Source organism: Plesiomonas sp. PI-19, assembly GCF_021368255.1.
Lineage (GTDB): Bacteria > Pseudomonadota > Gammaproteobacteria > Enterobacterales > CAMTGL01 > Plesiomonas > Plesiomonas shigelloides.
The window spans coordinates 1,302,808-1,320,897 of sequence record NZ_JAJNMQ010000001.1; the positions used below are offsets into that span (position 1 = coordinate 1,302,808).

Annotated in this window: 18 protein-coding genes; 7 read left to right on the top strand and 11 right to left on the bottom strand. The window is 52.7% G+C overall.

Features of this window, described 5'->3' with window-relative positions; all coding sequences use genetic code 11:
• Positions 1-12: 12 nt before the first annotated feature.
• From bioB to bioD, 4 genes are read left to right on the top strand one after another with little or no spacing between them, the layout of a single operon-like run.
• A complete protein-coding gene (bioB, locus tag LQ901_RS05925; protein WP_233672040.1) occupies positions 13-1,074 on the top strand; it encodes a biotin synthase BioB in 1,062 nt (353 codons plus the stop codon).
• 29 nt (positions 1,075-1,103) lie between these two features.
• Positions 1,104-2,384: an 8-amino-7-oxononanoate synthase gene (gene bioF / locus LQ901_RS05930; RefSeq protein ID WP_233672041.1), complete on the top strand. Its 1,281-nt coding sequence runs from the start codon at positions 1,104-1,106 to the stop codon at positions 2,382-2,384.
• Between the two features lie 10 nt (positions 2,385-2,394).
• Positions 2,395-3,210, top strand: coding sequence for a malonyl-ACP O-methyltransferase BioC (bioC, locus tag LQ901_RS05935; protein ID WP_064978471.1), 816 nt, complete (start codon positions 2,395-2,397; stop codon positions 3,208-3,210).
• On the top strand, positions 3,203-3,883 hold the full coding sequence (gene bioD / locus LQ901_RS05940) for a dethiobiotin synthase (protein WP_047708490.1): 681 nt from the start codon (positions 3,203-3,205) through the stop codon (positions 3,881-3,883). The genes bioC and bioD overlap by 8 nt, the downstream gene beginning before the upstream one ends.
• 135 nt (positions 3,884-4,018) lie before the next feature.
• Here bioD and LQ901_RS05945 read toward each other — a convergent pair whose 3' ends face one another.
• Positions 4,019-4,186 carry a hypothetical protein gene (locus LQ901_RS05945; protein WP_165807605.1) on the bottom strand — a complete coding sequence of 56 codons (168 nt, stop codon included), beginning with the start codon at positions 4,184-4,186 and terminating at the stop codon, positions 4,019-4,021.
• A 398-nt stretch (positions 4,187-4,584) separates the two neighbouring features.
• On the opposite strand from LQ901_RS05945, the gene htpX reads away from it, so the two are divergent.
• Together htpX and LQ901_RS05955 are read left to right on the top strand one after the other, a co-directional pair.
• On the top strand, positions 4,585-5,460 hold the full coding sequence (htpX, locus tag LQ901_RS05950; RefSeq protein WP_010863668.1) for a protease HtpX: 876 nt from the start codon (positions 4,585-4,587) through the stop codon (positions 5,458-5,460).
• 147 nt (positions 5,461-5,607) lie between these two features.
• Positions 5,608-6,426, top strand: a complete 819-nt coding sequence (locus LQ901_RS05955) for a DUF3658 domain-containing protein (RefSeq protein ID WP_064977759.1) — start codon at positions 5,608-5,610, stop codon at positions 6,424-6,426.
• A gap of 218 nt (positions 6,427-6,644) precedes the next feature.
• Here the strand turns inward: LQ901_RS05955 and punC are convergent, their stop codons facing one another.
• On the bottom strand, positions 6,645-7,832 hold the full coding sequence (gene punC / locus LQ901_RS05960; protein ID WP_064977758.1) for a purine nucleoside transporter PunC: 1,188 nt from the start codon (positions 7,830-7,832) through the stop codon (positions 6,645-6,647).
• A 127-nt stretch (positions 7,833-7,959) separates the two neighbouring features.
• Here punC and punR point away from each other — a divergent pair, with 127 nt between their 5' ends.
• Positions 7,960-8,871: a DNA-binding transcriptional activator PunR gene (punR, locus tag LQ901_RS05965; protein WP_010863665.1), complete on the top strand. Its 912-nt coding sequence runs from the start codon at positions 7,960-7,962 to the stop codon at positions 8,869-8,871.
• 125 nt (positions 8,872-8,996) lie between these two features.
• Here the strand turns inward: punR and LQ901_RS05970 are convergent, their stop codons facing one another.
• From LQ901_RS05970 to LQ901_RS06010, 9 genes are all read right to left on the bottom strand, one after another.
• Positions 8,997-10,190, bottom strand: a complete 1,194-nt coding sequence (locus tag LQ901_RS05970) for an ABC transporter substrate-binding protein (RefSeq protein WP_010863664.1) — start codon at positions 10,188-10,190, stop codon at positions 8,997-8,999.
• Between the two features lie 321 nt (positions 10,191-10,511).
• Positions 10,512-11,000: a hypothetical protein gene (locus tag LQ901_RS05975; RefSeq protein WP_010863663.1), complete on the bottom strand. Its 489-nt coding sequence runs from the start codon at positions 10,998-11,000 to the stop codon at positions 10,512-10,514.
• A 181-nt stretch (positions 11,001-11,181) separates the two neighbouring features.
• Complete coding sequence (locus LQ901_RS05980; protein ID WP_233672042.1) at positions 11,182-12,774, bottom strand: ATP-binding protein; 1,593 nt, start codon at positions 12,772-12,774, stop codon at positions 11,182-11,184.
• A gap of 7 nt (positions 12,775-12,781) precedes the next feature.
• Complete coding sequence (locus LQ901_RS05985) at positions 12,782-13,477, bottom strand: response regulator (protein WP_152136249.1); 696 nt, start codon at positions 13,475-13,477, stop codon at positions 12,782-12,784.
• 44 nt (positions 13,478-13,521) lie between these two features.
• Positions 13,522-14,172: a tetratricopeptide repeat protein gene (locus LQ901_RS05990; protein WP_112866199.1), complete on the bottom strand. Its 651-nt coding sequence runs from the start codon at positions 14,170-14,172 to the stop codon at positions 13,522-13,524.
• Position 14,173: 1 nt separating this feature from the next.
• A complete protein-coding gene (locus LQ901_RS05995; protein WP_152136250.1) occupies positions 14,174-15,034 on the bottom strand; it encodes an SDR family oxidoreductase in 861 nt (286 codons plus the stop codon).
• Positions 15,031-15,711, bottom strand: coding sequence for a TenA family transcriptional regulator (locus tag LQ901_RS06000; protein WP_039044747.1), 681 nt, complete (start codon positions 15,709-15,711; stop codon positions 15,031-15,033). The genes LQ901_RS05995 and LQ901_RS06000 overlap by 4 nt, the downstream gene beginning before the upstream one ends.
• On the bottom strand, positions 15,708-17,339 hold the full coding sequence (locus LQ901_RS06005; RefSeq protein ID WP_230405908.1) for an AMP-binding protein: 1,632 nt from the start codon (positions 17,337-17,339) through the stop codon (positions 15,708-15,710). The genes LQ901_RS06000 and LQ901_RS06005 overlap by 4 nt, the downstream gene beginning before the upstream one ends.
• A complete protein-coding gene (locus LQ901_RS06010) occupies positions 17,339-18,034 on the bottom strand; it encodes a thermostable hemolysin (protein ID WP_152136251.1) in 696 nt (231 codons plus the stop codon). The genes LQ901_RS06005 and LQ901_RS06010 overlap by 1 nt, the downstream gene beginning before the upstream one ends.
• Positions 18,035-18,090 lie beyond the last annotated feature (56 nt).

Consider the following 18,090-nt stretch of genomic DNA (forward strand, 5'->3'; position numbering starts at 1 on the left):
ACGGAGCATACGATGTCAGTACGTCACGATTGGCGAGCGCAAGAGGTTGCCGACCTGTTTGCGCTGCCGTTTATGGATTTGCTGTTTCAGGCGCAACAGGTACACCGCCGCTATTTTGAACCGAATCAAGTTCAGGTCAGTACGTTGCTTTCTATCAAGACTGGCGCCTGTCCGGAGGATTGTAAGTACTGTCCGCAAAGCGCGCGTTATCAGACAGGTGTAGAAGCCGAGCGTTTGATGGAAGTTGAAAAAGTGCTAGAAACCGCCCGGCAAGCCAAGGCCGCAGGTTCGACCCGTTTTTGTATGGGAGCGGCATGGAAAAACCCGAAAGAGCGGGATATGCCGTATCTGGTCAAAATGGTTGAGGGTGTCAAATCGCTAGGGCTGGAAACTTGCATGACGCTCGGCATGTTGACATCTGGTCAGGCTAAAACGTTGGCCGAGGCAGGGTTAGATTACTACAACCACAATCTGGATACCTCTCCGGAATTTTATCAAGAAATCATCACCACGCGAACCTACGATGATCGCTTGCATACGTTAGAGCATGTGCGTGCGGCCGGTATGAAAGTTTGCTCCGGCGGTATTGTCGGCATGGGGGAGCAGGCCGCTGATCGCATCGGTTTGCTGGTGCAACTGGCGAACTTACCGCGACACCCAGAAAGTGTGCCAATCAACATGTTGGTGAAAGTGGCGGGAACCCCACTTGCGGAGGTTGATGATCTCGATCCGTTTGAGTTTATTCGCACCATCGCCGTTGCGCGCATCATGATGCCACGCTCACATGTGCGCTTATCCGCTGGCCGTGAAAAAATGAACGAGCAAATGCAGGCGCTGTGCTTTATGGCCGGTGCTAACTCGGTGTTCTACGGCTGCAAATTACTGACTACACCAAATCCTGCGGAAGACAAAGATCGACAGCTTTTCCAGCGCTTGGGAATCAATACTCAAGCCGTGCAAACAGCGCAAGGCACTACCGCGCAAGCCGATGAGATCGCCGAAGCCTTATTGCAGCAAAACATGCAGCAGGACATGCAGCAAGAGAACGCGCTGTTTTACAACGCGGCGCTGTAATCAAGCGGATCAGGCAGGACAAACAGCTAATGCAAGAACAACATCACTTAGCTCAAGACCCGTGCGAGCCACATCAGGGGGAATATCGCGCACCATGCTCGATACCGTCCCCGTGGGACAGTTCGCTTCAAACTGCGCTGGATGAGCGACGCGCGCAAGGGCTGTGGCGTGAGCGCGTGGTTAATCACAGCGGTAGTCGCAGTCAGGTGACGGTGAGTCAGAATGAGGTTTCGGCGACTCAGATCCGGCTCAATTTCGCCGCCAATGATTATCTTGGCTTGAGCCAGCATCCGCAGATTGTGGCGGCATGGCAAGAGGGGGCCAAACGCTATGGCGTCGGCAGTGGTGCGTCGGGGCACGTGTCTGGCTACACCGAGGCGCATGCCAATCTAGAACAACAATTAGCCGAGTGGCTGGGATACGAACGGGCGCTGCTGTTTGTCAGTGGTTTTAGCGCCAATCAGGCGGTAATTCACGCCTTGTGCGCCGCAGGTGATCTGATCCTCGCCGATAAGCTGACACATGCCTCCTTGCTGGAGGCCGCCATGTTATCGCCGGCCACGCTACGCCGTTTTCGTCACAATGATCTTGATTCCTTAGCGGGATTGCTGCAAGGAAAGCCACAAGATGGGCGCTGTCTGGTGGTGACTGAAGGCGTGTTCAGTATGGATGGCGATCAGGCGCCGCTGCGTGACATTCATGCGCTGGCTGAGCGTCATGGTGCTTGGTTGCTGGTGGATGATGCCCACGGCACTGGCATCGTGGGGCCACAGGGGCAAGGCAGCTGCATGGCGGCAGGAGTGCGTCCGCATTTGCAGGTGGTGACGTTTGGCAAAGCATGGGGCGTGAGCGGGGCGGCAGTATTGTGCTCGCAGGTTGTAGCGGATTATCTGGTGCAATATTCGCGGCATTTGATTTATAGCACGGCGATGCCGCCTGCTCAGGCATGTGCGTTGTCAGCGGCGTTGCAGGTTTTACAACAGGCAGAAGATGAACGTGCGTATCTCAAGGGGCTGATTGCTCAGTTTCGTGACGGGTGCGCTGATTTACCGTATCACTTGTTCGCTTCCAGTACGCCGATCCAGCCGTTAGTGATTGGTGATAATGCACAGGCTTTGCAGCTGGCGCGTTATCTGCAACAGCGCGGCATTTGGGCGCCAGCCATCCGTCCGCCAACGGTACCGCCAGGTACTGCCCGCCTGCGTATCACCTTGACCGCTGCGCACAGTCACGATGATGTCGAACAGCTATTAGCAGCACTGCATGATGCTGCAACTTGTAACTTGCACAAAGAGACATGCCGTGAATAAGCCATTAACGATGACATTGACTCCGGATCTTCTGCCAACGCTTTCAGTACACAAGGCGCAAATTGCAAACCGCTTTAGTCGCGCCGCGGGAAGTTATGACAGCGCCGCGGCCTTGCAACGTGAAGTCGGGCATGAGTTGATGCAGATGGCATCGCTTCCTTCACAGACTAAATTAAACGAGCAGGTTTTACTGGATATCGGCAGTGGTACCGGTTATTTCAGCCAGTTATGGCGCGAACGCGGATTGCATGTGATCGCGCTAGATTTGGCCGAGGGCATGCTGGATTTTGCCCGTAGTGAAGGACGGGCATCGAGCTATATTTGTGCCGATATGGAAGCGTTACCGTTAGCGGATGCCAGTGTCGACTACTGCTTTTCCAGTTTGGCGATGCAGTGGAGTGATGATTTGGCTACGGTGCTGCGAGAGTGTCGCCGAGTGACCAAACCCGGTGGGCTGATGTTATTCAGCACGCTATTGCAAGGCACGTTGCATGAATTACAAGCCGCTTGGCAGGGATTGGATCAGCAAAAGCACATAAATCACTTTTTGTGTAAAAACGAAGTAAATATTGCGCTGGCGCAAGCAGGCATTCGGCACTATCACCTAAACTTCTCCCACAAAAAAGTGATGTATCCCGGTGTTGTTGCTTTAATGCGAGACCTGAAGGCTATCGGCGCCAACCACCGGCACGGTGAACGGAATCCCGGGCTTGGCGGTAAGCAACAACTGGCTGAACTGGAACAACGCTATCGCGAAAGATTTGAACATCAGACCATGCTTCCAGCCAGCTATGAGGTCTGTTGTGGAGTGATTGTTAATGAGTGAACGTTTTTTTATTACCGGCACTGACACTGAAGTAGGAAAGACAGTGGCAAGCCGCGCATTAATGCAGGCTGCTGCTGGAATGGGACGTAAAGTAGCAGGCTACAAGCCAATTGCATCAGGCTGTACTGAAACTGCCGAAGGGCTGCGAAATTCGGATGCGTTGGTATTGCAGCAATCCGCAAATGTTGAACTGAGCTATGCGCAGGTTAACCCGATTGCATTGCGTGAACCGGCCTCACCGCATATTGCGGCCAAAATTGACGGTATCAATATTGAATTTGACCACCTGAGCCAAGGTCTGCGAGCGTTAGAGCAACAAGCCGATTGCGTATTGGTGGAAGGGTGTGGCGGTTGGCAAGTCCCCGTATCTGACACGCAAAGTTTAAATGAGTGGGTTATTGCTGAACGCATGCCGGTCATCATGGTGGTTGGTATCAAGCTGGGCTGTTTGAACCATGCCATTTTAACTGCGCAGAGTATCGCAAATGATGGTCTGGAGCTGGTGGGATGGGTGGCAAACCGCGTCAACCCATGCTTGATGCACTATGCCGAGATTATCCAGACATTGCGTTGCCGGATGCCGGCTCCACAGCTGGGTGAAATCCCGTATATTTCTCGCCCAGAAAAACAGCAATTGGGTAAGTATATCGATTTAACACCATTGTTGGGTTAAGTAGTTATACATGCAGAGCAGAATAAACAGGCTCTGATGCTGATTGAGTGACATAAAAAAACACCGCTCTTGTGGGCGGTGTTTTTTATTGCGAAGCTAATCTCTGGAGGATGTGAGTATCACTCTTGTGGGTGATCACTCGGCAGAGGCGGTGTATCCGTTGTCAGATCCGGTGGATTGTTCTCGAAGGCGGTGTCCAACACCGGCGTCTAGTCCAAGGACTTCGCAGGCTTCTTCGTAACTTTTCCCCAGATGGCAGCGCAAAATATCGATCGCAACCAGATAGTTCTCTTTGTCTGCCATAATCTGCTCCTTATTCAGTATTCCATACACTGTGTATCGGCTATCTCTTGCGGCTATCTTTTACGAGTAAGTCCTCATCAAGAAACGCACGAAGAGAGGCGAGTGCAAACAGTTCAAGCATGCCAGCAAGATGAATGATGCTCACGCTGGCATGAATAGTATCGGTATCCATAACTATCGTGCACCAAGTGTACTTCGGCAATAAGACTATAGTCGTAGAGCGTGACATAGCTCATTTCATTTGAAGATAACGTGATGCACATCTAGTTGTGCGCACTTTTGCATTGATATAGATCGGTAAAATGCAAAAAAATATGTCATCACCCCTTGAAAGATGACATTCATCCCATATTATCCCATCAACACCCCCTAACTGAGAGTCTAAGGAAGTAGCAGTTATGATGCGTATTGCATTGTTTTTATTAACCAACCTAGCAGTGATGCTGGTCTTTGGTTTGGTGTTGAGTCTGACCGGTATTCAGTCCAGCAGTGTTGCCGGTCTGGCGATTATGGCTGGCTTGTTCGGCTTCGGTGGTTCACTGGTCTCTCTGATGCTCTCCAAGTGGATGGCTCTGCGTTCCGTCGGGGGAGAGGTGATTGAGCAGCCGTCCAACGAAGTGGAGCGTTGGTTGGTCGAAACTATCCGTCATCAGGCACAGCAATCTGGTATTGCCATGCCACAGGTGGCGATTTATCCATCGATGGACATTAACGCGTTTGCCACAGGTCCAAGCCGTAATAACTCGCTGGTAGCGGTAAGCTCCGGCTTGTTGCAGAACATGACCCGTGATGAAGCGGAAGCGGTGCTGGCACACGAAGTGAGCCACGTGGCGAACGGTGACATGGTGACCATGACCCTGATTCAGGGCGTGCTGAACACCTTTGTGATCTTTATCTCTCGTATCATCGCCCAAGTCGCTGCAGGCTTCCTGTCTAACAGCGATGAGGAAGAGAGCAGCAACGGTAACCCGATGATCTACTTTGCGGTCAGCATGGTGCTGGAGTTGGTGTTCGGTATTTTGGCGAGCATTATCGCGATGTGGTTCTCCCGTTACCGCGAATTCCATGCTGATGCGGGCTCTGCCAAATTAGTGGGCCGTGACAAGATGGTGGCGGCGCTGGAGCGTCTGAAAACCAGCTATGAGCCGCAAATGCAGGGCTCCATGATGGCCTTCGGTATCAATGGCGGTAAGAAGAGCTTTAGCGAGCTGTTTATGAGCCATCCTTCACTGGACAAGCGTATTGAAGCGCTGCGTGCCGGTCAGTATTTGTGATTAAGCTATCAATTTAGAATAAAAGACTGCCTCTGGCAGTCTTTTTTTTAACTAATCTCTCATTCCATTGTTTTTACATACAACTATCCTGTCGTATAACCAGTCAAAGGGTTACTTACGGTTTGGAATGAGAGGGCGGATCGCCAGATGGTTACAGAAAACATGCATATCATTTCTGAGCACCACTGCGCGTCAGTATTGCGGGATATGTTACGACGTCAGGGGCGCCATCAAGACAAAGTGGTCTTGTTCGGCGATGCTCTGTGCCATGGTCGGCTGTCACTGGATCGTCGACACTATTGGCGTGAGTTGATGCGTGGCAAACCCGCGTTTCCGTTCACCCCGTATGAACTGAGTCTGGTGCTGAATAATATGCAGCGTCCACTGGACATGCTGCCGCAATGGTTGGCACATGAGTCACCGGTCTGGTTATGGTGCTCGGATTCACTGCAAGATGAGTTGATGCGTTGTCAGTTGTTGCGCCATGTGCCGCCACAGCAGGCAGGGTTATTCCACGTTGTGCGCTATGCTGCTCGTGGCCGGACAAGTAGCGGTGCTACGCTGCCTTATACAGCGCAATATCCAGCGGCTGCGCATCTTGCTGAGTGTGAGCAGCATGCTGAGCCGGTGACCGCAGCGGATATTCAGGCCGCGACTCGATTGTGGCAACAATTGGAAGCGGATAATGAGCCACTTCGCTATCGCAGTGAGGGGAGAATTATCAGCGCGCCAGAGAGTTTTTATGATGCGGTTTTGCTCAATGCTGCAGATGAGGGATGGAATAAAGCGTTGATGCTGGTGGCCAGAGCGTCGGCGTGTTTGAGTGATTCTCCCGGGCATGAGTTTTTGCTGATGCGTTTGGCTCACCTCATTGAGCAGGGCACTTTGTTAGCGAGGCACACCGAGCACTATTGGCCGGAGGTGGATGTCTGTTTACCGCAAGAACAGGCGATCCCGGCGGCATAACGCTGTATAAATTAAAAGAATATTGAGATTGAATAACTAGCGGCGAACCGGAAATCAGTGACAGGGTAACGTTTAGGGGTTTAACTAGGGCGAAGCTATTTCGGTTTTAGCTTCGGATTTTAATTTCGGTTTTGAGAACGAAAAAAAAGCAGGGATAATTCCCTGCTTTTTTGTTGTGTTCTTAATCAGGCTGGCTCGCTGACAGCGAAACCTAACAATTAAGATTGAGCCTGATGCGGCTCCAGTGCCGCCTGACGTGCACGAACGCTCTGGACAAAGTAACCGACAATCACCAGACCAGCCATCAGCAGCATGGTTTGCGTGGTGGCTTGCAGGGCGTCATCAGCACGCCAAGAAACCAACATACTGCCCAAAAAGCTCAGGCCCAGCTGCAGCGCGTTTTGCAGCGCGGCGGCTTTACCGGTGTGCTCTTTCCAAGCACCGAGCGCATTCGCCACTACAATCGGGTAAATCGCACCGTTGGCCACCGCCAGTAAGCAGAATGGGATCATCAGCAGCACTAAGGTAACATGGCCGGTGAACGGGATCACGAACATACCCACCACGCTCAGCACGAACAGCGCCAGTAACCACGGCAGCATTTTCTCGCCAGTAGTTCGTGCCAGCAGGGTGCGGCAGCCATAACCACCAGCCAAGAACGCGATGGTCTGTGGAATGTAGCTCAAGCCAATATCACGTGGACCGTAGCCTAATTCACCCAGAATAAACGGTGAGCCGGTCAACCAAGCAAAGAAGGCCGCAGAGCAAGCCGCGAAGATCAGCACGTTACCGGAGAACATGCGTGAGGTCAGCATGCGGAAATAACCCACCGCTTGCTCATTAGCCGGTTGCGCGCCGCGAGCTTGAATACGCAGGGTGCACAGCATCAGCAAAATACCGGTCAGACCCAGTACCACAAAGATGGCGCGCCATGAGAAGTGCTCCAGCAACCATACACCGACCAACGGCGCCAGTGCCGGTGACAAGGCCACCAGTGGCATGATAGTCGCGAACATGCGGTTGGCTTCGTTGCCTTCAAAACGGTCAACCACCAGCGCCTGCCAGCTCACCGCAGCAGCACACACGCCCACGGCCTGAATAAAGCGCAGAACCAGCAACTGTGTCGCGGAGGTGACGAAAACGCAGCCAAAGCTAGCCAGTGTAAACAGCAAAATACCGGCCAGCAGGATTGGGCGACGACCTAAGCGGTCTGACAGCGGCCCCCACACCAGTTGCGCGACGGCAAAACCGGCTAAGAAGATACTCAGCGTAGCACCGATCGCACTGGCGTTCGCGCCAAGCGAGGTTTGCATGGCGTCAAATGCCGGCAAGTACATGTCGGTGGCAAGAAAGCCCAACATGCTCAGACCGGCCAGATATGCGGTAAAACCTAGGGAAGATTTCATCATCTGTCCTTTTGTATGTTTGTTATGGTTTGGACCTGATAGTCTGTCGCGGAGTCTACTGAGTGACGTTTCGGCTGTAAAACGCTAATATTTGTCTATTCTATTCAAAAAATTTGATGGCAAATCTATGTGGTCAGAATATACCCTGCAAGTTGTTGAATCTGTAGCCAGAACGGGCAGTTTTAGTGCTGCGGCGCAGGAATTACACCGTGTTCCTTCGGCCATCAGTTACACCGTTAGGCAGTTAGAAGAGTGGCTTGCTGTCGTTATTTTTGAAAGAAGACATCGCGATGTGGTGCTCACTCCGGCAGGGCAAACGTTTGTCTCTGAAGCGCGAGAAACACTCAAGCGCATGAGTGGGATTCGGCATCGTTGTCAGTTGGTGGCAAATGGTTGGCGAGGGCAGTTATCCATCGCGCTGGATAATATTGTGCGTGCTGATCGGGTACGACACTTGGTCGCTGACTTTTACCGAGCGTTCCCCGATATGGAGCTACTGATCAGCATGGAAGTGTTCAACGGCGTGTGGGATGCGCTGGTGGATGGCCGTGCCGATGTGGGGATCGGGGCGACCAGCGCCATTCCGGTCGGTGGGAGTTTTGATTATCGAGATATGGGCAGTATGTCGTGGCGCTTTGTGGTCAGCCCCGACCATCCGGTGGTAAATGAGCCGCAACCCCTGACCGATGCCTTGCTGAGTCGCTACCCGTCGATTTGTTTGGAAGACACCTCGCGTCTATTGCCGAAACGAACTACTTGGTTGCTGGATAACCAGCGGCGATTGGTGGTTCCCGATTGGTATGCTGCGACCGACTGCTTTTGCGCCGGCCTTGGCGTTGGGGTGATGCCGGAGCATATGGCGTTGCCGCTGCTGGACTCAGGGCGTTTGGTGGAGCGGACAGTGGAAAGTCATACGCCGGATAGCCGTTGCTGTGTTGCATGGCGTCGGCAAGATTCATCACCTGCAATTCAGTGGTTGCTCGATTATCTGGGCGATACCGATACTCTAAATCGCGAATGGCTGTCTCGCTCTGTGTGATAGGGCATCGCAAACCGCATGGTAAAAACGCAATAAAAACAAAGCCCGCAACCAGAGTTTAGTTACGGGCCTGTAGTCATCGTTATTTTTAACGCGAGTCTTGCGTGTAATACAAAGCCTTGCGCTTAAGGCGATACTGTTGCGCCTTGTGCGCCATAGCGGCGTTGCCATTCGGCTTCTAGCGCATCTTCCCAAGACGGGTGTGGCTCGGGCAGAATTTTAAACAGCGGCTTATGTTCGCTAAAGCGCGCTTTCTCCATCCCTAATGCAGAAATATTGAGGATGGTAGGATCTCCCCACAATGCAGGGTCTTCCTTGCGCGCCTGCGCTTCTGGTGACATCAAAAAGTTAATCACCACTTTGGCAGCATCCGGTGACGGCGCATTAAAGGGGATAGCCAAAAAATGTGCGCGCGTAATGGCCCCTTGATCCAGTGCATAAGCTTTACTGGTTGGCGCAATCAGCCCCTTATTAATGGCGTATTGCACACTATTGGGGTTTAGGCTGATGGCCATATCAATCTCGCCAGACTTCAGCAATGCCAGCATCTCGGCTTGATTGGCTGGGAAAGCCTTGCCGTTTTTCCACGCATACTGGTGCAAGTTATCTAAAAATTGCCACAGTGGCGCAGTTTGCAATTTGAAGTCACTTTCTTTCACATCGCGATACAGCACATCCGGTGTTGGAGCCAGTTGCAGCAGTGCCGCTTTGAGGAAATTACGACCATAAATATCGCTCGGCAGTGGGTAGGTAATTTTACCCGGATGCTGCATCGCGTAGGTCAGCATCTCTTTAACGCTTTTAGGTGGCGTAGCGGTACGCGCTGTGTCGTAGATAAAGGTCAGCTGATTTAGACCCCACGGCGCTTCGTAGCCATCGGTCGGCAGTGTTGCGTCAATTTTTACCGGCAGACTCTGATCGACCACCGGCCAATTCGGTAACTGATCGACAAAAGGGCCCGACAGCAAATCGGCCGCGCGCAGTGAGCTGAAGTATTTGCCATGTAGCCAGATAATATCGGAGCTGCCAGGCTGCTTTTTGCCGGCAATTTTGTCCGCCATGATGCGGCTGATAATTTCGGTATTGTTAGGCGTTTCGGTGTGAACCAGCGTGATGTTATAACGCTTTTTCACCTCATCTTTAGCCCAATCAAGATAGTTGCTGAGCTGGGCATTGCCCGCAACAGTGTTGAGATAAACGGTGGTTCCCTGTGCATTTTCCAGTGTCTGCTGCCATGCGCTGCGGGTGTCTTCTGCGTGAGCGGCAGATAAACTCAGCGAACATGCGAGCAAAGTGCCTGATATCCAGCTTTTTTTCACGGAACTTTCCTCGTATCAGGATAAAAAGGGAATTTGCCGGTCATTTTAATGAGCATTAAGGCTGCGTAGTGTACCAAAAACTCAAAGAAATGCAGCAGGCGTGTGCGACACCGCTGAATTTACGGAAGACAGCCGAAAAAGCATAGTCATAGAGTGTGAGAGTTGCAGTGAGGCCAATAAGAAGAAAGGGAGAAGAATAAGAAAACGCGGGCATAACCCGCGTAATTTTGTACTGCCTTTGGCTGACCTCTTTACTCACTTCTTTACTTACATAGTGAGGTACTGTCAGCCGAGGGAGGGTCACGCTAAAGTGCGTGAGGATTATTCCGCCGGCTTATCGTTACCGGAGGTTGTATCTTGAGCATCATCGGCTTTGGCGCCGTGCGCATACATCACGGTGTTGCGGATATAACGCAAATGATCGGTTAGCGCCGGATTATGAGCACCTTCCGCAGAATGGCTGTGCAGCATGATCAGGCCTGAGTGCGTTTCCTCACTTAACTGACGCGCCCGCGCCAGCAGGTGTTCGGTCACTTGTGCGCGCACCTCTTCTTTGGCATACAAGTCATACAGCAACCAGATGCGTTTGAGCTCTACAGCACTGAACATCGGGTTTAGCTGAACGAAGCCGGTCACTTCACCTTGGCCGGTTTCGGTGTAGAAGATAACAATATCGTTTCTGGCCAGACGCTCATGAAGGAAGTCTTCAATGGTCTCGATTTCCGAATGAATATGCCGTTCCTGCCGATACATGACATACAACGGGGCCAGTTTATGAATGTCTGCAAGTTGCGCCTGATAGAGTTTCATTGTGACACCTTTAATCAGATTAACGACATGCAAGTAGAATAAGACAATCCGGTATGTGTTTTTGTGCTTAACGATGAAAAATCGTTGGTTAAGGTAAGTAAATATATCGCGTTTACGCCATTTGTCAGCTGCTTGTGGTGATTAACCTTAAGACCGAATTGCGAAGCGGAAAAATTTCCCTTTAGCTTTCCTTTAGCTGAGGGGGAGATGAGCGAGTGTTAGGTACGTTAGCGGTATTTTCGGGCTCACTGCTGGCCCGCGCTAAACGTGAAAATGACAGACAAACACTCAGCCCATCACGTTCTGCGGTCTCTGAGGGGCGGTTGCTAATTTGCAAGGTTGCGCCGTGGTGACGCGCGATATTTTGCACAATGGCCATCCCCAGACCAGCACCACCAATGCGTGTAATTTCTGCGGATGAAGAGGATTGCGCCAGATCTGCGTTGGCGCGATAAAAACGTTCGCAAATGCGGCGTAACGCTTCCTCGCTAAGGCCGGGTCCGTTGTCCTGAATTGTCACGCTAGCCGAGCCATTTTTTTGCTCCAGCACGATATCTATTTTGCCGCCGATACCGGTATAGCGCATGGCGTTATCTAAAATGTTGGAAAACAGGATGTCCAACAAAACGGGTTGCCCGCAGATAACGGGGGCGGCATTGGCAGGGATACAGACAAAATCAATGTCTTGCTCTTTTTGCAGGGCCAGCGGCGCTAACTGAGCGATGCAGGTACGCAGCAAAGGTAATAGGGCGACGGCCTCGTGGAGCGAAACTGCATTTTGGTTTTCCAGTCTGGCGAGAGTGAGCAGCTGCTGGATCATGCGTTCGCTACGCTGTAACGCCAGTTGCATCTTGTGCATGGCCAGTTCTCGCTGGGCGGGCGTGTCTGCTTGCAGGGCATTTTCACAGTGCAGCGCCAATACCGCGAGTGGGGTGCGTAATTCATGCGCCGCTTCGTTCGTAAACTGTTTTTCCCGCGCCAGCGTCTCTTCAACGGTCGCCATAAGGCGGTTGATTTCATTGATCAAAGGCTGCAACTCATCGGTGGTTTCACGTGGTTGTAACGGGCGCAAGTTATCCGGATGACGCTCACTGATGGCATTGGTCAATCGTGTCAGTGGCGAAAGGGCGTGTAAAATCGCCAGCCACAGCATGATCAGCAGAAGTGGCAAGGTCAGTAATAGGGGCTGAATAGTGCGTAGCGCGATTTTATCGGCTAATTCGCGGCGAATATCGCTGTGTTCGCCCACCACCAACCAGCGCTGTTGTTGCGGATCGGCAAGGGTAAAGGTGCGCCAAGCTTTACCGTTGTTATCGGTGGTGGCAAAACCGGCTTGGGGTGCTGACAGTCGTGAGTCTGGCGCGCCGGGTGAGCGCAGCAGAATATTGCCGTGCTGATCGTAGAGCTGAAAGTAGAGTTTGCGCTCATACTGATGGCCTTCGGGGGTTGCTTCGTCACTCTCGTCGTCATCCGGCTTGCTGGTGCTGACATTGCTGCTGGACGAGCTCGGTGCTATGGCTGAGGTTGTGGCCGGATGCCAGTCAGGATAAATCTCACCGCCAGCAGGGATATTGGGGTGCAGCTCAAGGTATTGGCTCAGTAAACGTAAGGTAATCCGTGCTGATTGGGCTAGCCGCGCATCAAACAGCTCTTCAGTTTCATGATTAGCATCGCGATAGCCGAGCAGCGCACTGACGCTGAGCACGGAGCTGACAATCAGCAAGACGCTGGTTAGTAGAAAGCGGCGAATCGAACGGGCACGATTTTTCATCATCATCAGCTCACGATGGCGAAACAGTGCTGTTGGCTGGTCGGCTCGGCAGGGCCTCAACGATATAACCGACACCACGAATATTGCGGATCAATTCTGGATAGAACTTTTTGCGCAAGTGATGGATATGCACCTCGATGGCATTGCTTTCTACGCCGTCATTCCAGCCATACAGGCTTTGCTCCAAGAGCTCTTTGGTCATCACGCGGCCACAGTGCAGCAGCAGCTCTTCTAACAGGCGAAATTCTTGCCGAGTGAGTGTCACCGGCTGGTCGTTAAAAGTCGCTTGCTGCGCTTCAGGGAACAGGCAAATCGCGCCATGGCGCAACTCGGGTTGAATGACGCCTTTGCTGCGCCTGACCAGCGCGCGCAGGCGCGAGATCAGCTCTTTCATGGCAAACGGTTTGGGCAGGTAATCATCCGCACCGGCATCGAGGCCAGTGACTCTGTCATCCAGAGCATCGCGCGCGGTTAGGATCAGCACCGGTACGGTGCTGCCGTCACGACGTAGACGGCGCAGCACTTGTAGGCCGTCGATGTCGGGCAGGGTCAGATCTAAGATCACGGCCGCAAAAGATTCTGCGGCCAATGTGGCGGCGACTGGTAAACCACAAGTAAGCCAGTCCACGGTAAACCCGTGCTGGCGTAGGCCGTCAGCAATGCCATCGCCCAGCATCGGGTCATCTTCTACTAGCAAGATCCGCATGGTTCTGACTCCTGTCCTGTCGCTATCCTTAACATGCTCTATGTTCAGAGTTTATCCAGTTTTTGCTGGATTTCATACCGCCGTCCTTTGTCGGCCAATTCACGTCCCGGGCGATTGGGGGCTTGCAGTGCTTTTTGTAGGTAGACTTTGGCTTGCGCTTTATCACCTTGTTCTAACAGAAAATCTCCGTAGAAATAGTTGGGATCGATACCGTTCGGGTTGATTGCCAGTGCTTTTTTCAGCAACCGTTCGGCCTGTTCATCATCGCCAAAACCCACTGGCCAGCCGGGCACTTTGTAATAGAGTGAGCCGAGGCTGGTATAGGCGGAGCCATCGAGGGCATTCGGGTTTTGTTTTAACGCTTTTTCCAAAGAGGCTTTGGCTTCTTTGACCAGACCCAGTGCGCCTAAACCGCCGCGCTCACCGGCGAGCGAACTTTCGATGATGGCACTCCAGATCAGTAAATCCGTGCGCTCGGGGTATTTTTTGACATCGGCCTTGGCCTGCTCGGTCAGCGTTGTCAGGCATTTTTCACGGTTCATGGTCAATGTTTGATATTGGCATTCTGCCCAGCGGGTTTGCAGGGTTTGTAATGTCGTGTCGGCTGTGGTGTTCGCTGTTGTGTTAGCAACGCTGTGACTGATCCCACCGAATGTAGCGAGGAGGGTTGCCAGCAGAGGTAAGGCTGATTTCATCTCAAGACTCCTTATGCTTCAGATCGTGCTTCAGAGCGGCCTGTTGCAGCTCAGTTGGCGTTAAAATGGGCGGTAATGTTTGGCGTGCGTAACGGGCGATCACCGCATGGCGAGCAGCAATGGCGCGATCCACCACGCGTGGCAGCAGGGCATTGATGCGGACAAACAGCTTTTCTGGCCAGCCAAGCCAGCGGCTACGCGTTGAATCTTGTAAAGCGTTAATCACGGCGGCAGCGACAGACTCCACACTGTCAGTGTGATTACCGAGTTCGGCATTCATGGCATAGACGGCAGGGCTATTGAGATCCGTGCGCGTGGCGCGTGGGGCGATATAACAGACATCAATCCCACTGCCGTGCAGCTCACGGGCTAGCGCTTGGCTAAAACCGTGCAGACCAAATTTGGCGGCGCAGTACACGCTATAACCGGGGTAGCCGATCCCGCCAAAACTGGAGCCAATATTGAGAATTTTACCGGGACGATGCAGCAGCGGCAGCAGTGTGCGAGTCAGCAGTATCGGGGCGCTCAGATTCAATGAAAGTTGGGCGTTAATCTGATGTGGGCTCTGATCTTCAAGCCACGCGAAGTGACTGGTGCCTGCGTTATTGATCAGGATATCGATACCGGCTTGCAATTCATCCGCGCTAGCCAAGGCCAAGATCTGGCGTTGATCGGTTAGATCCACGCTCAAGCACTGGTGCTGCTCAGGATTTGGCAGGGATCGACGCAATTTTTCCAGCGCGCTCAGATCGCGCCCCAGTAAGATCAGCGAGTTTTGTTGTTCTGCCAACAGTCTGGCGAGCTCACTGCCAATACCACCACTGGCACCAGTGAGCAAAATGCGCAGGTTGTGCAATTTCATGACAACATCTCCTCGGGCAAGGGAGCGCGGGTGGCGGTGAGTTGATGCAACATCGCACCGTACAGTTGATACACAACGCGTGCGGCGTGGATGATGTCGGCCTGATCTTGTGGATCGGTGATTTTGTCCATCAAGCCAGCAAAAAAGACCAAGTGCGACTGATCCAGCGCGCCATGCGAAGTCAGGTAGCTCATGGCTTCTGCTGGCAGCTGTAGGTGCTGTTGGATGTGCGCGGCAACGTGGGTGGCTAGCGACACACTGGTGCCTTCCAGAACCAACACCATGCCAAATAAACTCAATGGGTTATGGCGTTGGATCTGGTCATATAAAAACGAGACCATCAGCTCGATGGGCAGTGAAGGGCGCGAGTGTTCAGCGCTTTCGGCATCGCCATGGCTGTGGCGAATGTCATCCAAAATCCAGCGCTGGTGGCCTAACTCTTCTTCGATATATTCGGCAATGGCATCACGCAGCCACTCTTGTTCACTGGTCAGTCTGCTACCGGCGGCCATCAGTAACGGCACTGTGTGGCGAACATGATGAAAGGCTTGCGTCAGGAATGCATGATATTGGGCTAATGTGATGTCACCGTTAAGGCTGGCCGCAATAATCGGCGCTTGCAGTAAGTGAGCCCGTTCAGTGGCGGTGGCTTGTTGTAATTGTTGATAGAAGCTCATTGTGCATCTCCTGTGGCCAGACGAACTATCTGATCCTGATAGTGTTGAAAGATAACGTCGCGGCGTGGACGGCCGTTGCGAGTAAACCAATCTGGATTCGCTGACAGCGGCGGTTCAGCGACAATCCAGTGTGAAATCTGGGCATAATCGGGCAGGCCCTGATTCAGGGCGCTGAGTTGGGCGGCAAGAGCGTGCTCTTGCCCTGGCATCACATCAATCAGAGCAACATTGCTGGGAAGGGCATCGCCATACAGCACCAGCGCGCGAATAGCGGGGCAAATTTGTGCTTCGGACTCAATCCATTCGGGGGAGAAGTTGCGGCCATACGCGTTGATCTGGACATTCTTTTTGCGTCCGGTGATGTGCAAAAAGCCGTTGTCATCCAGATAGCCCAGATCGCCGGTGGCGATTTCATGTTCATGGACAGGGGCGTTGTCAGCGGGGTTTGCTGCTTCTGTTGCATTCGATGAGTCTGTGTGAGTCTGCTCGGCGAGCAAATAGCCTTGCATCACCGCGCCACTGACCAGAATTTCGCCGTCATCCGCCAAACGTATACGACAATGCGGCAGTGGACGACCCGCTGAGCCAAGGCAGTTTCCTTGTGGCGTATTGAGGGAAACGACCGAGCCGCATTCTGATAAGCCGTAGCCCTGATATACCGGCAGGTTTAGCTGTTGCGCTTGTTGCAGCAAACTGGCGGCAACCCGTCCGCCGCCCACGGCGATAAATCGCAGCTCGCTCAGGCTATCGGCGGCTGCGGGAGCTAAGGCCAATAACAACCGAAGTAATTCCGGCACTAACACCATGCTGTGCGGACGAAATGTTTGCAGGCAACGCAAAAATTGCTGCGGTTCTAACCGGCTGGATCCTTGAAAGCCAATTTCTGCTAATGATGGCAGCAGGCTGGTGGCACCAAGTAATAACGGAACATACAAACCGGTGATATTTTCGAGCAACGTCGTCAGTGGCAATACGGTCAGGTGGCGCTGAATATCCAGCGCGCTGACCGCGTCAGCCAGTGCTTGGGTCGTGCGCATCAGGTGTTGGTTGCTTAAACACACGCCTTTCGGCTGTCCGGTTGTGCCAGAGGTAAAGGTGATCTTAGCGGTAAACTCTTTAGCATCCACTTGAGAGGGTCGCTCCGCCTTTATGGAGCGCCCATCGCATTGGTGATGTGGTGCATGATCTTGTGGAAAGTGACTCTGTAACAGGTTGAGTTGCGCGCTTATGCCTACTGATGCGGAAGATGCTGTATCTGAATCTTCTGAATCTATCGCGGGTGTTAAAATGCCAGCACTCAACCAATTGCTGCTGGCTGAGGTCAGCAGACTGTCGGTTTGACTGGTGCGCAGCAGCCATTCTTGTTGGCTGGCTGAGAAGAAGTGCGGTACCGGGATAACGGTAATACCCGCATACAAGGCACTGAGATCGGTTAGCGCCCATTCGATACCGTTATCCAGTGCTATTGCTAAACGGCGGACGTGATGTGCTTGCAGCTCGGTTGCGCGCAGTTGAATGCGTTGCCAGAGCTGGGCGTAACTCAGCGAATGCTGTGCATCTTGCAGTGCAATGCGCTCAGGGGAGTGCTGTGCATGCTGACGGATGGCAGTGAACAGGAGCATTTCCATTAGCATGCCCCCCATACCAGAGGAAAGCCGGGCATGATTAGCGAGGAAATGTTTGGCGAAGGCATCAGGCGCACAGACGGCGAAATGCGAGTTAATACCTCCAGCCCATCATGGATATTCCCCGCCATCACTTGCGGTGCGCAGTGGTAATAATTCCCCCATGCGCCAGCATCGCTGCCCACTTGTTCGGCATGTGCTTCCGCTAACACCAGCGGATTCAGATGCAAGCGATGCAAACTGTTACGCAGCTTCTGGGTACCGGTAAAGGTCACCCACGGGTAACCATCGGCCAGTAAAAAACGGCATATCGCAGCAAACAGTAATCGACCATCACCTGGGCTACTGACCGCCAGATTACCGATTTCAGCAATTTGTGATCGTGTGATGCGCGGCAAGTCAGTGGCGGATTGAGACTGCTCACTGGATTCGGCCAGTCGCTTGGAGATGATCTCTTCAACGGGCGCGTTTAGGTAGTGCTCCAGATAGAGCGGGCCACTGGCAGCAGGATTGACGCCACAAGCGCCGATCAGCAAATCGTGCTCGTCATACAGCCCGAGCAGCAAGGGCAAAAAGTGGGGGATAGAGGCAGAGAATTCACGGGTATAGGCCGCTTGAATAAACTGTTTCAGCGGCTCTTGCTGTTGGCGGCTGCGTGCAATCTGCAGCGAATAAGGAAAATAACCTGATATGCTCATAACGCCTCCATGTGGTGTTATGAGCAAGAATAAAAAACGATACTTAAGACAAAATT